The organism is Chitinophaga sp. HK235, assembly GCF_018255755.1.
GTDB lineage: Bacteria > Bacteroidota > Bacteroidia > Chitinophagales > Chitinophagaceae > Chitinophaga.
On the sequence record NZ_CP073766.1, the window covers coordinates 5,772,636 to 5,788,659 of the forward strand.

9 protein-coding genes are annotated in these 16,024 nt (G+C 47.2%); 1 reads left to right on the forward strand and 8 read right to left on the reverse strand.

All coding sequences use genetic code 11. From position 1 onward, the window contains the following. Positions 1 to 24: 24 nt before the first annotated feature. The 7 genes from KD145_RS21830 to KD145_RS21860 form a co-directional block, all read right to left on the reverse strand. Positions 25 to 2,886, reverse strand: a complete 2,862-nt coding sequence (locus KD145_RS21830) for a TonB-dependent receptor (RefSeq protein ID WP_212001625.1) — start codon at positions 2,884 to 2,886, stop codon at positions 25 to 27. Positions 2,887 to 3,276: 390 nt separating this feature from the next. Continuing rightward, positions 3,277 to 3,927: a lipoprotein signal peptidase gene (locus tag KD145_RS21835; RefSeq protein ID WP_212001627.1), complete on the reverse strand. Its 651-nt coding sequence runs from the start codon at positions 3,925 to 3,927 to the stop codon at positions 3,277 to 3,279. Between the two features lie 61 nt (positions 3,928 to 3,988). Next, entirely contained in the window at positions 3,989 to 6,502 is a 2,514-nt protein-coding gene (locus KD145_RS21840; RefSeq protein WP_212001628.1) for a bifunctional UDP-N-acetylmuramoyl-tripeptide:D-alanyl-D-alanine ligase/alanine racemase, read from the reverse strand. Between the two features lie 63 nt (positions 6,503 to 6,565). After that, positions 6,566 to 7,501 (reverse strand): TerC/Alx family metal homeostasis membrane protein, encoded by a 936-nt coding sequence (locus KD145_RS21845; RefSeq protein ID WP_212001631.1) that lies wholly within the window; start codon positions 7,499 to 7,501, stop codon positions 6,566 to 6,568. Between the two features lie 202 nt (positions 7,502 to 7,703). After that, complete coding sequence (gldG, locus tag KD145_RS21850; RefSeq protein ID WP_212001632.1) at positions 7,704 to 9,401, reverse strand: gliding motility-associated ABC transporter substrate-binding protein GldG; 1,698 nt, start codon at positions 9,399 to 9,401, stop codon at positions 7,704 to 7,706. Positions 9,402 to 9,411: 10 nt separating this feature from the next. Further along, positions 9,412 to 10,152: a gliding motility-associated ABC transporter permease subunit GldF gene (gene gldF, locus KD145_RS21855; RefSeq protein ID WP_212001634.1), complete on the reverse strand. Its 741-nt coding sequence runs from the start codon at positions 10,150 to 10,152 to the stop codon at positions 9,412 to 9,414. Positions 10,153 to 10,221: 69 nt separating this feature from the next. Then, positions 10,222 to 11,448 carry an IscS subfamily cysteine desulfurase gene (locus KD145_RS21860; RefSeq protein WP_212006839.1) on the reverse strand — a complete coding sequence of 409 codons (1,227 nt, stop codon included), beginning with the start codon at positions 11,446 to 11,448 and terminating at the stop codon, positions 10,222 to 10,224. 114 nt (positions 11,449 to 11,562) lie between these two features. On the opposite strand from KD145_RS21860, the gene mce reads away from it, so the two are divergent. After that, positions 11,563 to 11,964: a methylmalonyl-CoA epimerase gene (mce, locus tag KD145_RS21865; RefSeq protein WP_212001636.1), complete on the forward strand. Its 402-nt coding sequence runs from the start codon at positions 11,563 to 11,565 to the stop codon at positions 11,962 to 11,964. A gap of 733 nt (positions 11,965 to 12,697) precedes the next feature. Here the strand turns inward: mce and KD145_RS21870 are convergent. Beyond that, positions 12,698 to 15,991 carry a carboxypeptidase regulatory-like domain-containing protein gene (locus KD145_RS21870; RefSeq protein WP_212001638.1) on the reverse strand — a complete coding sequence of 1,098 codons (3,294 nt, stop codon included), beginning with the start codon at positions 15,989 to 15,991 and terminating at the stop codon, positions 12,698 to 12,700. Positions 15,992 to 16,024 lie beyond the last annotated feature (33 nt).

Here is a 16,024-nt window from a genome sequence, read left to right on the forward strand (position 1 = left end):
CCTCTTTCGTTTTATGGTCGATGATTATTTTTTAAACACATTGTCGTAAGTGATAGCGAAGTAGTATAACCCACGGATGGTAGGGCCTCCCACATACTGGAAATAAGGGGTGTTCAGCAGATTGGAAGCACCCAGTTTAAAGGATGTTTTGATTTTGGGAACACGGTAGGTTACCTGTGCATCAACAGTGCTGTAGGCTGGCACATCTGCATTACCGAAGAGGTTCTGCCAGTAGAAAGTATCCTGCCAGTGCCATACAACGTTGAAGCCTATATTTTTATACAGGTTACGGTTACCAATGCTGATGTTGGTAAACCATTCCGGCGTGTTGAAACCTGGTACCAGCGCGTCGTCTTTGGTCTTGTCCTGTGCCAGCTTGTTGAAGTTGGCATTGCCGCTCACTGTATAGTTTTTGTAGATATCATAAGTGACTGCCAGCGCAAATCCGTAGTTGTTCACAGTGGATTTACTGTTGGTCCATACACGATATCTGTTTTGCAGGTTTTTATCCAGCATCTGTTTTAATACAGCAGCATCCGGGTTATTCACATTACCGGTTTGTGGCACTACCGCTTCAATCTGCCCGATAAAATGTTTATAGGAGCTGTAGTAGCCGTCCACATCAACGAACAGTTTATTGTCCAGCAATACCGCTTTGTAACCTGCTTCAAAAGAGGTGATCTGCTCCGGTACGATTGGGTCCAGGTTGGCCACTTTCAGGATGCCGGCATTTTTGGCGGCGGCCACGTCTTTGGTAACATGGTCAGCGTTTACGGTTTTGTTCACTGCTACGTTGAAGGCATCAACAGAGCTGGTAAGAAAAGAATTTTTAAAATAACCCAGTCCATCTTCAATGAAAGCAAGGCCGCCCACGCGCCGTACCTGTCCGTTGTTCACGAAAGAATAAGCTTCAAACAGAGAAGGGAAGCGGAATCCATTCTGCCAGGAAATACGGAAGTTGTGTTTATCTTTTATCGTATATACGGCAGCGATACGGGGATTGACTTTACCGGCAAACTCCTGGTTTTTATCATAGCGTAGGGAGCCGGTAAGTTTTAAGGCGTCGTTGAAGAACGATTTACTGATCTGGGCAAAGCCACCCACTTTACCATACCAGATATGTTTGCCGCCTTCCTGGTTACGTTTGTCCAGTGGCCGGGTGAAGTCTACGAAGTTGTTGCCATCAGGTATGATTTCGTAGGTGCGGTAGTCTGCGCCTACCAGTACATCGGCAAACTTGATGTATTTACGCAGGTTCCAGGTGCCTTCTGTATGATAAAAACGGCTCTTTTGCAGCAGGGCAGCGCCACCGGTGGTGTTGGCAGGGTTCCTGGAGGTAGGGTAAATATCCCAGTCGTTGATGGTTTTGATTTTATCACGCTGGGCTTCAAATTCAGGAGTTCCGGGAACAAAGCGGCCGGCATCGGCGAAGGCGCGGGCTGCCTGATGAGCAGCTACCAGGTCCTTCCCTTCGGTGAGGGCTTTGTTGAGGCCGGTGGTATAATCTGTCCCCCAGGCTTTATCTGTCTTGAAAGATTTTTCCAGATTGTCGGCCAGCGGATTCATGTTGTAGGAATTGCCGGTGTTTTCTATGGAGATATAAGACCTTACGGTAAAGTCAGGGTGTACGAGTTCCAGCTTGTGATTGCTGACGGTTACACCTTTAAGGCCGATACGGTTGCCGCGTTGGAAGAAGCCATCCATTTGTCCCCAGCGGGAAGACCAGGATATTTCCATTTTGTGTGGCAGCCTGAAGTTGAGTGACCCATCTATTTTAGTATTGCGTACAGTATAGTCACCTACGAGGTCTTTCTCCCAGTAGCCTGTGCGGTGTACGGTGTAGGCGCGTCCATCTTTGTCGGTGATGGGAATATTGCCCTGGTCGGCATATTTGTTCCAGTTGTCGGCGGCGATATTGTTTGGGCCGCTCAGCTGGGGAAAGTCGGGATTGATCTTGCTTTGCGGGGTGAAGTCATCATGACTGTCTGCATACCAGTCGGTACCCTGCATGTAGCTGGCGTTGATTTTCCAGGCAAACCATTTGGAGTAGGCCTGTGCATAGCGTATAGCCGTTTCTGTGAGTGGTTTGGGACTGCTGCCGTTGCCGTCAAAGTGATTGAAAGCGATTTTCTGATAAACACTGACACCCTGGTAATCAAAAGGATTTTTAGTGACCAGGTTAGACATGCCATTGATGGCATTCATGCCATATAAGGCAGAAGACGCGCCAGGCGTTACTTCCACGCTCTGGATGTCCAGCTCCGTAGGTCCGATGGCGTTACCCAGCGGAACGCCGAGAGTGGCGGCCTGGTTGTCTACCCCATCTACCAGCTGCATAAAGCGGAAGTTGTTGGGCACGTTAAAACCGCGGGTATTAAATACTTTGAAGGTAAGGCCGGCAGTGGTCATCTGTACTCCTTTCAGGTTGCCAAGGGCATCGTAAAAGGTGGGTGATGGTGTTTCCTTTAAGGCCCGTATGTCCAGTTTTTCGATGGCTACGGGTGACCGGAGCATTTTCTCCTGCTGACGGGAAGCGGATACCACTACCTCGTTGACCAGTAACGACTGGGTATATAGCTGTATGGCTACTTTACTGTTGCTGTTTTTTACTTCAAATTCCTGTGGCTGGTAACCGATCAGCCGGATCACCAGTTTAAGCGGAAACCGGGTATTGGTTGTCAGTTGAAAACGGCCGGAAGTGTCTGTGGTGGTGCCAAAAGAGGTGCCTTTTATCTGGACAGATGCGCCCGGCAGGCCATAGCTGTGGTCGTCAGTGATTTTGCCCTCAATGACGTAGGAGCCGTTCAGCTGTGCGTGGGTTAGGGCCGGGCTGAATACCAGCAATAAAAGCAGGTATTTTGCCAGTAAGGGTAAGAACTTTTGCATGATGTGGTAGATATTATATCATTATAGATGTTGGTATGATGGTACTGTAATAGGGGCTTGAATGCCGGTGCTGGGCCTCAACATCGGTGTAAAAACATGCTATGTGCAAATCGAAAAGCCATATAGTCTATAGAATTGGTAGACAAATATAAACCGGGTATTTCTGATTTCAAAATACTGCAGTGAAAATAAATTGTAAGTGATTGAGAATGAAATGTAAAAAAATCCGGAAAATAGTGATGAAGTAGGATGATCTTAGGGAATAGGTTATACTCCGGAGGTTTTAGGATATTGTAGTCATAGCGTAGTTGCCAATAAAAAAGGTTGCCTTTTAAAAGGCAACCTCATTAATATGTTTATCATCTGCCGAAGGCAGTATCAGTTTAAAAATCAGGCAGTCTGATCAGCCTTGATCGCGCTTCCCTGCTGCTGGGCCGTATGTTTGGCAAAGAAACGTTTCTGGAACAGCAGGATCGTGATCACGCCAATGGAGATGGCCGCATCGGCGATATTGAACACCGGCCGGAAGAATACGAAGTAGTCACCACCTTTAAAAGGTATCCAGCTGGGCAGATAACCTTCATAGATGGGGAAATAGAGCATATCTACCACACGACCGTGGAGAAAGCTGCCATAACCGCCACCGGGAGGCATGAACTTAGCCACTTCATAACCGATGCTATCGTTGAAAATAAGGCCGTAGAACATACTGTCTATCAGGTTGCCTGCAGCGCCAGCGAGGATCAGGGATCCGCAGATCAGCAGACCGATGCTGTATTTTTCACGGATAAGCTTTTTCATGTATACGAAACCGGCTACCACTGCTACCAAACGGAAAGTGGTAAGGAGGATCTTACCGAAGTCGCCACCGAACTTGAGTCCATACGCCATCCCTTCATTCTCAATGAAATGGATGCGGAACCAGTTGGGGAAAATGATGAACTCCTGTTGCATAAACATGTGCGTCTTGATCCAGAACTTCAGGGTCTGATCAACAATCAGGATAAGGATAACGATAAGTACTACGTGACGATATTTCAACTGATATTAAAATTTTGTCAAAAATAACAGATTATTTCAAAGTCCGAAGCCTGCAATATCATTATTCCTGGAAATATACCCTTTTCACCCGCTGTGAAATTCCTGTTAATATTTCGTAGGCAATTGTGTCTGCCCAGTCTGCCAATTGCTGCACAGGCAGGTCTTCGCCGAATACAATCACCTCGTCGCCCTCCATAATATCGGGGATATGGGTCACGTCCAGCATAAGCATGTCCATGGCTACTACGCCTATTACCGGTGCAAGTTTACCGCGGATGAGCATCTTTCCTACCCCATTGCCTAACCGGCGGGGGTAACCGTCAGCATACCCGATACGGACAGTGGCGGTGACAGCCGGGGCCTCAGCGGTCCATTTGGCGCCATAACCCACGGTTTCACCCGGATCCAGGTTTTTAAGCTGTGCCACAGTCGTTTTCAGCGTGCTGACACTACGCAGCTGATCCTGAATGCCATTGCTATAGTCAAAGCCGTACATACCGATACCCAACCGCACCATATCGAGCTGCAGGTCCGGATGACGGGTGATGCCTGCACTGTTGGAAATATGGCGGATTACCGTATATCCCAGCGCTTTCTGCAATTCGTGGCTCATTTCGTAGAACAGGCGTCCCTGCTGCTGTGTGAGTGCATCTTTCGCAGGGTCTTCGCTGGCTGCCAGGTGGCTGAAAATAGACTGTACCTTCAGCAGCTGGCTGGCGGTGAGGGCCTGAGAAAGTTCCGGAATATCTTTTTTCACAAAACCAAGACGATGCATACCGGTGTCCAGCTTGATATGTATCGGAAACTCCGTTTTACCGGCTGCGCTTACTTCTTCCATAAACTGCAGCAGGATATGCATGGAATAGATTTCCGGTTCCAGGTTCCAGTGCAGAATAGCATCAAAGCTGGCTGGTTCGGGGTTCATCACCATAATAGGCATGGTAATGCCGGCTCTGCGCAGCTCCACGCCTTCATCGGCATAGGCTACCGCCAGATAATCCACCCCGTGGAATTGCAGCAGATTGGCAATTTCGAAACTGCCGCTGCCATAGGAGAAGGCTTTCACCATGGCCATCAGCTTGGTGTCCGGCTTCAGCATAGACTGATACAACTTCACATTGTGTGCAATCGCTGAAAGATTGATCTCCAGGATGGTCTGATGGGCTTTCTGCTCCAGCAGCTTACCAATACGTTCAAACTGAAAAATGCGGGAACCTTTTACCAGGATGGTTTCGTTCTCGAAATCGTCTGAGTTGAACTGCTGGATATATTCATCGGTGGTATTGAAGAACTGTGTTTTTAATCCTTCTACCTGTTGAAAGCTTTTCTTTTCCCTGCCGATGTTTTTACCGATGGCGATCAGTTTGTTGATATGCTTTTTGTGCAACAGGTCTGCTACTTCTTCATACAGGGAAGCATCGCTTTTCCCGCTTTGCAGGATATCGCTGAGTATCACGCTACGGGTAGCATGCTGTTGTTGCTGCTGCAGGAAGTCGAGTGCAATGGTCAGTGAACCCAGGTCGAGGTTATAGCTGTCATTGATCACAGAACTGTTGTTGATGCCCTGTTTCAGCTCCAGGCGCATGGCGATGTTGCTGAGCAGGTCCATACGTTGCTGGATCACTTCCTGTTCTTTGCCCAGATACAGCATGAGGGCCCAGCAGTGGATCGCATTTTCGATAGATCCTTCATCCACAAAAGGGATGGTGATATGCAGCGTTTCCTGTTTGTACAGGGCTTCGATGCGGGTATGGTTATCGTTTTTGTCGACGCTTACAATACGGAGGTCGGCATCTGTTTTTCTGGACCAGGAAAACAGTTCCGGACCACCGCCGCCGCCTTCCTGTGTTTCCTTTTTGCCTACCTGGCTGTGGAAGGACAGTACACACTCATTGAGGGCGAGATAGTCCTTGCAATAGATCAGAATGTCGCTTTTTGCGAAAAGGACCAGTTTTTCGTTGATCTTTTGCCGGATGTTGAGGAAGCCTTCACTATGTGCTTCGCCGATATTGGTGAAGATGCCGATGGTAGGGCGGATGATCTTCTCCAGGTTGACCATTTCTCCCGGCTGGGAAATCCCTGCTTCAAAAATGGCCAGCTGGTGTTCGGGCTTCATCTGCCATACAGAGAGCGGCACACCAATCTGTGAATTATAGCTTTTCGGGCTGCGGACAATGTTGTAGTCCTTTTCCAGCAACTGGTACAACCATTCTTTGACGATGGTTTTTCCATTACTGCCGGTGATACCGATAACAGGAACATGAAACTGATGGCGATGAAATGCGACCAGTGTGTGTAATGCCTGTAAGGTATCTTTTACCAGGATAAAGTTGGCTTTAGGATATTTTTCCAATGGCACGGGCTCACTCACAATAAAGTTGCTTACCCCTTTGCGGTACAGCTCTTCAATGTACTGATGAGCATTCCGCCTGGGGCTTACCAAGGGTATGAACAGCGATGTTTCAGGGAAGCTCAGCTTCCGGCTGTCCAATAAGAGATGTTCAATTTCAGAAAATCCGGTCTCCTGCAACAATTCTCCTTTGAGCGTTTTGTTGATGCTTGCTGCGTTATACACTTTTATCAGATTTGAATAATCAGTTGACAACCTGTTACGACTCCAATAACAGTTGTTTTTTTATTAGGCTTTTCCTTCCGGCATTTCTTTTTTCTGATGATGGAGCGAGTACCAGATTGCTCCTCCAAGACAAAGAATAATCACTATTAGCGATACATATACCGGTATATGGATAAAGTATTCTGCCAGCATTTTTAGTCCAATGAATATAAGTACAATGGAAATACCCTGGGGCAGATAATCAAATTTATCTACCGCTCCTCTCAACAGAAAAAACAGGGACCTCAATCCCAGTACGGCGAAAATGTTGGAGGTGTATACCACGACCGGTTGCTGTGAGATAGCAAATACCGCCGGTATGGAATCCAGAGCAAAAATAACATCGGTAACAGCGAGCATCGCGACTACCAAAGATAACGTAGTCAGATACACCTTATTATTTTTGCGGATCACAAATTTTCCATTGGCTTCTTCATGCGTTACCCGCAGGTATTTGTTCATAAACCGATAAACGATGTTTTCTTCCGGTTTGAACTCATCACTGACCTTGGCCGTAAACATTTTAATCCCTGTATACAGCAGAAACACGCCGAAAATATATAATATCCAGTGAAACCGACTGATGAGCACCACGCCCACACTGATAAAAACAGCCCGGAACACGAGTGCCATCAGGATGCCTATCAATAATACACGCGAGTAGTGCTCTTCCCTTATCTTAAAAAAACTAAAAATGAGAATAAATACAAAGATGTTGTCCATGGAGAGCGATTTCTCCATGAGATAAGCGCTCATAAAATTGATCGCCGTTTCAGATCCATCTTCAAACCACATAAAGCCAAAGAACAATACGGCCAGCCCAATCCAGAAAATACTTTGCCAGAAGGCGGTTTTAAGTGTTGTTTTTGTATTTTTTTTGCTGAATAAACCAAGATCAAAAACTAAAGCCAGGACTATCACAATACCAAATATGAGATATGTCCACTGGATCGGTGTCATGAATCGCTCGCTTTTTATGAGCAGCAAAGATAGGCAATTCTGCTCACGCAAAGCTTTAAAGAAGGCAAAGGAACACAAGAGAATGTTAAAAATTACGCACGCAAAGGCGTAAAATTCACACTAAGGCATTAAAAAAAGCAAAGCGACGAAAGATGGTTGAATGTACTTTGTCGCTTTGCTCTCTTCAATTTCTTTACGTCATCTATTCAGCAAATTTACGCTGGCGTACAAACTGGAACACCATCGCAAAAAGCAGTACCAACCCTATCGGTATCACAAAACAGATAATCTGCCATTTTGTTTTTTCCCGCTGAATTTTTTCGTTGTCCAGCAGGCGAAGGGCCAGCTCTTTGTTGCGGCTTTCCATAATACCGTTATGACCACTGAGGTATTCCAGACAGTTGAGGAAAAATTCCTTATTGGCGAAGGCGAAGCCGGGGTTAAATTCATTGATGCCCATCTGCAAAGGACCGTCTTTACGTGACACGGCATTGGCGATCAGGTCTCCATCACTGACGATGATCATCTTATTGACTGTATCCGCCTTTTCCCGGAAAGGCTTACCGGTAGCCTGCCGGAAACTACCCTTGGTAGCTTCGTCCAGGCGGTCGCGGAACAGAGAGGTGAAATGCCCTTCCAGCAGTACGGCGGCAGGTACGTATTGCTGCCGGTATTCCCGTACATTGGGTTTTGTTTTCACGATATCCCAGCTTATCTGTGAAGGTATACGGACACGGCGGCTACTTCTGGAAGTGGTCAGCAGCACGGTTTTCTGTACACCATCAGCTCTTACGGTATCAAGAGAGCTGACAAAGCGGCTCAGCACCATATCCATATTTTTTACAATAGGATGTGCACCGGTAGGGGCCAGCATCGGGAAATAAGGAAAGGGCACGGGCTGTATCTGTGGCCGGTTGCCCACACTGCCTACTACCAATGGCACGATATCACATTGAAGGTCCTGTACCAGGTCCTGGTTGATACGTACACCATAGCGGAATAACAGGTCTTCCAGGTTAAGGCCCTTGTCAAAAGCCAGGAACTCCTGCCGCTGATGCAGGCTGTCCATGGAGGCATTGGTTTCATCAATAAACCAAAGCACTTTCCCGCCATTCATCACATACTGGTCTATCTTCAGTTTGTCCTGATCGCTGAAAGCCGATGCCGGCTTGGCAAACAGGATGATGTCAAAATCATGCGGGACAGCAGGAACGGACTGTAAGGTAAGTGTATCGAGGTTGTAGCCGGACTGTAGCGTAGTCAGTGCATCATATACTTCGGCACCCAATGATTCACCATGTCCGAGCATATACCCTACCAGTGGCTTTTTCTCCTCCTTCAGTTTACCGATGGCGTTGGCAAACTGGTATTCCAGCAGCGCTTCCGAATTATTCATCGTCTGCATCGGGTCTTGTCCTCCCTGGTTTTTCAGTAGGTTTACGCCCAGTGTTTTTCCCTTATAGTGTACCAGGGCGCCGGGAAAAATAAGCTGCTGGCTCTCGTTGGCATCTCCCTGTACTTTCATGTTAAAGGGCATGATACCCTGTGCCGTCAGTTCGCCCATGAATTTCATCCGGGCCGAATCAGAAAGGCCCTGATTGGGATTGACGAAGACAAAGTGTATATTTTGTCTACCGTATTCGCGGAACTCTTCCAGCAGCTCACGGGTGGATTGTGCCAGCTGTCTGAAGCTGGCGGGGTAATCGCCTTTCAGGAACACTTCTATTTCCACCGGGCTGTTGAGCTGACGCAGCATCTGTTTGGTGCTGCTGGTGAGGGTATATCTTTTTTCGGCTGTCAGGTCCCATCTGCCATGAAAATAGGCGGCGGCAATATTGAGGCCCATGAGCACTGCTATGACTGCCAGCGCACGCTGTATATATTTTTTTCGTTTAGCCATACTGTTTATATTAACCGTTCTGCCAGAGTTTTCTTTGGAGGGATAATTTGGTAAGATAGAGCATCAGGCCGATGAGGCTGATGAAATAGATGATATCACGGCTATCGATCACACCACGGCTTACAGAGCCATAGTGAAATTTAATGCCGGCCATCTGAAGATAGTAATCGGCCCCTCCGTTGAAAGCCGGGATTTTACTGAGTGCATCAAAACCATTGTAAAAGATGTAGCTGGTAAAAACGGCTATCAGAAAAGCAATCATGGCATTGGAAGTAAGAGAGGATGACCACAGGCCGATGGCGGTAAACACGGCACCCAGCAGAAACAGACCGGTATAGGAGCCGAGGATGCCGCCATTGTCCAGCTGTTGCGGGGTGACGCTGAGTTGCCGGATAGCAATATAATACACAAAGGTGGGTATCAGGGAGATGACCACAATCAGCAGGCTGCCCCAGAATTTCCCCATCACAATCTGCCACCAGCTGAGTGGCTTCGTGCTCAGAAGCTCCATGGTGCCGGTTTTAAACTCATCGGCAAAGCAGCGCATCGTGATGGCGGGGATGAGCAGCAGGTAAATCAGCGGGGCCAGATCGAACAGCGGATCGAGATTGGCGTAGCCGGTGTCCAGCAGGCTGGTATCAGGAAATACGAAGAGGAACAGGCCATTTGCCACTAAAAAAAGAATAATGGCCACATAGCCGGTGACGCTGTTGAAAAACTGGTTTATCTCTTTTTTAAAGATGGCAAGCATGGACAGTTGTGTAAGGATTAGGATACATAAAAATACAAATATATAAGATTATGGTTGCCGGCAAGAAAATCATCCCTGCTCCTGATGGTGTGCCCAGGAACCGGTATCCTGAAGATGCCCGTCTTTATACATTTCCCAGAGTGGACTTTCGGCCCGTAACCGGTTGACGGTATCAGTCACCATACGGATCGTATAATCGATCTGTTCATCCGTGGTAAAGCGTCCCAGCGCAAAACGCAGGGATGCATGAGCCAGATCATCGCCCAGGCCCAGGGCTTTGAGCACATAGCTGGGCTCCATAGAGGCCGAAGTACAAGCCGATCCGGAGGAGAGTGCAATTGTTTTGTTGAATCCCATCAGTAACGTTGATCCTTCTATATATTGAAAGGAAATATTCATCACATGCGGCAGGCGGTGTGTCACCGAACCATTCACATAGGTATGTTCTATTTGTAATAACGCTTCCTGAAGGCGGTTTCGCATGGCAGACAATCTTTTTGCTTCGGCTTCCATTTCCTGTTGGCAGATTTCGCAGGCCATGCCCAGTCCTACGATGCCGGGCACGTTGAGCGTGCCGGAGCGCATGCCACGTTCATGGCCGCCGCCGTCCATCTGTGCGGTGAGTTTTACCCGGGGCGACCGCCGTCTGACGTAGAGGGCGCCAACACCTTTGGGTCCGTACATTTTATGGGCGCTGAGAGTGAGCAGGTCTATGCCGTCATGGTCTACATGGACGGGTATCTTACCCACAGCCTGCGTAGCGTCTGACATATAGATGATGCCATGTTTTTTGGCGATAGCGCCAATGGCTGGTACCGGATTAATGACGCCTGTTTCATTGTTGGCGTACATCATGGCAATCAGGATGGTCTGCGGTGTGATGGCGGCTTCCACGGCTGCAGGGTCTGGCAGGCCGTCTGCATCTACAGGCAGCCAGGTAATGACAGCGCCTTTTTTCTCCAGATGTTTGCAGGTGTCCAGTACCGCTTTGTGTTCTGTTACACAGGTGATGATATGGTTGCCTTTGGCAGCATATGTTTCAAAGACGCCTTTGATGGCGAGGTTGACAGCTTCTGTGGCGCCGGAGGTGAACACGATTTCCTGTGGTTGCGCTCCTATCAGCCTGGCCACCTGTTCACGGGCATGATCCACGGCTGCTTCAGCTGTCCATCCAAAGGGATGGCTGCGGCTGGCAGCGTTGCCAAACATCTCTGTAAAATAGGGCAACATTACTTCCAGCACCCTGGGATCACAGGGCGTGGTAGCGTTGTTGTCCAGGTAAACAGGCAGGCTCAACATATTTATTTTATTTTCTATATTATTTCCCAAACAATCCAAATCTACGACATAAGTTCTATTTTTACCCGGTTAAGCAAGACTGCATTTTATTATACCGGTAAATGATTTTCCATGTTAAAAGTAGAACACATCGGGATCGCTGTAGAGTCGCTGGCCGTATCCGTGCCGCTGTTTGAAAAATTATTGAACACACCTTGTTACAAGCAGGAAGAAGTAAGTACTGAGCAGGTGCAGACAGCCTTTTTTCAACAGGGGGAAACAAAAATAGAGTTATTGGAGGCAACGGGCCCTGACAGTGCGATTGCTAAATTTCTGGCTAAAAAGGGAGCGGGTATGCATCACATCGCTTTTGAAGTGGCAGACATACATGCGGAGATGGCGAGGTTAAAGGAAGAAGGCTTCGTATTACTACACGAGACCCCAAAGAAAGGAGCTGATAATAAGCTGATTTGTTTTTTGCACCCTAAAAATACCAATGGTGTTTTGATAGAAATCTGCCAAGAGATTAAGTAATGAGTTGCTTATGTATGAATAATTTTAATAATTAAAATTATTTTAATTTTTTTTCCATTTTAGCAATCCAAACAGATCCTGTGATACGTAGATTAATATGAACGACCTCCAAAAGGGATGTATAAGCAACATCAGATATAACCAAAATCAGAAATGTTATCTGCCTGAAACTTTTTTTTAAATCTTTTTGAACAAATATATTTTCTGATACGTTATCTCTATAAATAACAATACAAAAGATTCACCTTACACTCAAGATATTATAAAACTTGAATTTTATAGTTAATATAAACTTTAAGTTTTCACGATTACTCTAAAGTTGGCATAGGTTATGAACACCTGCGGGTTTTTTAGCTTGCAGGTCTTTTTTTTAAAGCAGCCAGCAAACAGTTATAACAGACAACCTTTTACTTGTATCATTTAATGGAGTTCTCCTGAGTGGGATAGTACAGAAAGTTATACGCAACCGCGTATAATATATTAAACGCAACAGCTCCCCATTTTATTGCCGGTCTCTCAAAAAAGTATAGTTTTCTCCGTTATTATCATCTCACATGCTTTACTGCTCCTGACTTATCGTTTATTCGGTATTTAAAGTCTTCGTTTATATCTCCGCTTTAATCTCCACCCATCATGCTCTTCAGCAGTATCATCCCTTATTACAGCAAAAATGCCCCCAGAAGTTTTTGACACTTCCGGAGGCATTGGTATAATTGATTCGGGCAATGCGTGTTTAGTTAAAAATATAACGTATGCCGATCTGACCCTGCCAGCGGGAGATAATGTTGGTATTATCTCTCCAGGAATTGGTAGCAGGGATCTGGTTATCCTTGTCGAGGTAAGGGAAAGAGAACGCAGGAGCGCTGGTAGCTTTACCATTGGCATCACGGAGCTGACCTTCATACTTCAGGAAAGAAGGTACGTTGGCAATCTGGTAGGTACCCCATTTTCTGTTGAGGAGGTTACCGAAGTTGATGATGTCGAAAGTAAGGCGCAGCGTGTGTTTATTTTTCTGCTTGCCGCTGAATACATAGATATCCTGTGTGATGTTGATATCCATGCGTTTGAAGAAAGGCAGCACTACTGCATTGCGTTCTGCATACTCTCCACGGTGGCGGCTCAGATAATCATCCTGTTTGATAAAGTTGTCCAGCTGATTCCAGATAACTGCTTCGCTGCGTTTGTCAGCAGGGTTAGCAGGATCGAAGGTTTTGTCGCCATATCCTACCGGTACCAGTTTGATATCGCTTTTGCTGGCTGGAATGTAGATCAGGTCATTGTTTCCGCCGGAACCATCATTGTTGAGATCTCCGTTGTAGGTATAAGAAGCAACACCATTAGGAGCAGCTTCGAAGATCATACCGATAGAGGTAGCGAAATTTTTAGCCCAGTTGAATTTATAGGTAGCAGCAGCAATCACACGGTGAGGGATATAATAGTTGGAGTATCCCAGTGTGGCATCGTTAGGATCGCCGCTTACAGGGCGGTCGCGCCAGTTGCCCTGAGCGATGGTACCGCCATCATTGATGGAGCGGGACTTGCTGTAGGTATAGGCAGCACTGAGGTAGAGGTTTGGCAGATTTTTCTGCACCTGTAAGGTTACGAAGTAAGAGTAACCTTTGTTGGTATTGCGCATCAGGATAGCATCGCTGATGTTGGGATTGCCCAGGCTGGTGCCGGCTCCGTACATTTTGGGAGAGCTGTAACGCAGACGATGATCCGGTGTGCTGTCCAGCTGAATACCGGTTGTTGGCAGGTTGATGTTCTGGAAGTATACTGCATTGATGTCTTTGGAGTAGTTACCTTCCAGTGTGGCAATGATACCACCTGGCAGCTGGCGATCTACAGCCAGTGTCATTTTCAGCACCTGCGGATATTTGAAGTTTCTGTCTGTAACCGCGATATTATATTGTTTGGATGGCGATGTCGTCACAACCCGGTATTTGTTAGGGTCCGGATTGAAGGCGTATGGAATGGAAGGTACGTTTTCGTTGGTTTGAGCTGTGAATGAACCAAACTGTACACCGTTGTTACCCGCCTGGTTGCTCAGCCATACTGCCGGCGGAGGACCAGAGAACAAGCCGATACCACCACGTACCTGGGTCTTGCCATCATGGGTAGCATCCCAGTTGAAGCCGATACGGGGTGAGAACATGGGCTTGGTTTTAGGCGCACGGCTAACATCCACCTGGATACCATCGCGGAAAGTAAGTGCTGCGAGGGAGTCGTTTTTGTCGAAAGTGTTGCCTATAACAGGAACGTCTATACGTAAACCGTAAGTCAGCGTAAAATGGTTATTGATACTCCACTTGTCCTGAATAAAGGCCCCCAGTTCCAGCATGTTTATTTTAGCATAGGGGAAAGCACCATCTTTAGTGGTGGTATAAGACAGCGCATAACGGGATGCGTTGGTCAGACCATTTTTGGCGCTGGCATAAAAATCAGTGAGTGTGTTGAAACGGTAGTTGCCCATGTAGTTAGGTGCAAAGCCGTTTACAAACGTTTTGTAATAGTTCTGTGTACCGATGGTGATTTCGTGTTTGCCTCTGTAGAGGTTGAAGATATCAGATAGCTGGTATACGTTGGTGTTTAATTTATTATTGTAGGTAAAAGGCTCATAACCGAAGGCGGTGTAGCTGTTGCCTTGTCCGTCGAGGATATCTACCAGTGGGAATTCTTTCTCAGACAATGCTGTTCTGAAGTCTCTCATCGCGGAAAAACCTACCTGTAATTTGTTGGAGGCGCGGTTACCGATGCGTGTATTCAGTTCGGCGATGAAGATATTGAAGTTGTTGTTGATGGTGTAACCACTTCCGCTGAAGGGTAAGCCTGTATTGCTGGGCTGGCGGCCTGCGCCGGGTACGCCGGGTGCGCCGCTGTTGCTGGCAGGGATATCCTTGTAGGATTTGAGGAAGTTGTATTTGAAAGTAAACGTGTTGCTTTCATTTACGTTCCAGTCAATTTTAGCAGTGATTTTATCGCTGGAAGTGCGATAGGTATAGTTTTGATATTCGCCGGGGTTGTACTGATAGTTGTCGATCAGGAACTGACGGAGTTGATTAAGTGTATCAGCTACTGCTTTGGAAACGTTGCCGGTAGCGGGAGCGCCGGCTTTAGTGTTGGCTACCATACTGGTGGCAGGCGCGGTAATTCTTTCCTGTTCTGCGCTGATGAAGAAGAACACTTTGTTTTGTACAATAGCACCACCGGCGGAGAAGCCGCGCAGGCTGTAGTCGAATACCGGTTTGGTTACCTGTGCAGTGCCTACTTTCAGGCCCTGCAGGCCGGGTGACTGGATGTAAGTGTATACGGTACCTTTAAACTGGTTGGTACCGCTTTTGGTAACGCTGTTGATACCGGCACCGGAGAAGCCGCCCTGTTTCACGTCGTAGGGAGAAACGTTCACCTGAATTTGTTCGAGGGCTTCGAGGCTGATAGGCTGTGAACCTGTCTGGGAGCCGAGTGTAGGCTGCAGACCGAATGAGTTGTTGAAGTTGGCACCATCCACGGTGATGTTGTTGAGCTGATTGCTTCTGCCACCGATATTGAGGCCATTGGCGGATGGGGTGAGTTTGGTGAAGTCCTGCATGGAACGTGTTACAGTTGGCAGACGGTCCATTTGAGCACGGGTAATGATTTCCTGGCTGCCGGTGCGGGCTTTGTTGATAACCTTGCTCTGGCTGACAGTTTTCACTACTATTTCGTTGAGGGTGCTGGTACTTTGCTGCAGGCGTATATCAGCCTTGTATTCCTGACCCAGCTGCAGGAAGATGTTTTCGCGTTTTTCGTCCTTAAAACCGATGTAGGAAACAGTGAGCACATAAGGTCCACCTACGCGGAGGTTGGGGAGGTTGAAACGTCCATCCTTACGGGACACGGTCACATAACGGGTGCCTGTAGGCTGATGGAGGGCAATAATACTCGCTCCTGGCACAGGCCCCTGTTCACTGCCGATGATACCGGCGATGTCAGATGTGGTTTCCTGGGCAAAAAGCAAAAAGGGGATTACGAGTATGCAACATAGCATACATAGGGTTTTACACCATTTGTTCTTGGGCAT

Bases quoted from the DNA above. Each gene is read 5' to 3' on its own strand.
- KD145_RS21870 (WP_212001638.1), bottom strand. From the start codon at position 15,991: ATGCTATGTTGCATACTCGTAATCCCCTTTTTGCTTTTTGCCCAGGAA.
- KD145_RS21830 (WP_212001625.1), bottom strand. From the start codon at position 2,886: ATGCAAAAGTTCTTACCCTTACTGGCAAAATACCTGCTTTTATTGCTG.
- gldF (WP_212001634.1), bottom strand. From the start codon at position 10,152: ATGCTTGCCATCTTTAAAAAAGAGATAAACCAGTTTTTCAACAGCGTC.
- gldG (WP_212001632.1), bottom strand. From the start codon at position 9,401: ATGGCTAAACGAAAAAAATATATACAGCGTGCGCTGGCAGTCATAGCA.
- KD145_RS21845 (WP_212001631.1), bottom strand. From the start codon at position 7,501: ATGACACCGATCCAGTGGACATATCTCATATTTGGTATTGTGATAGTC.
- mce (WP_212001636.1), top strand. From the start codon at position 11,563: ATGTTAAAAGTAGAACACATCGGGATCGCTGTAGAGTCGCTGGCCGTA.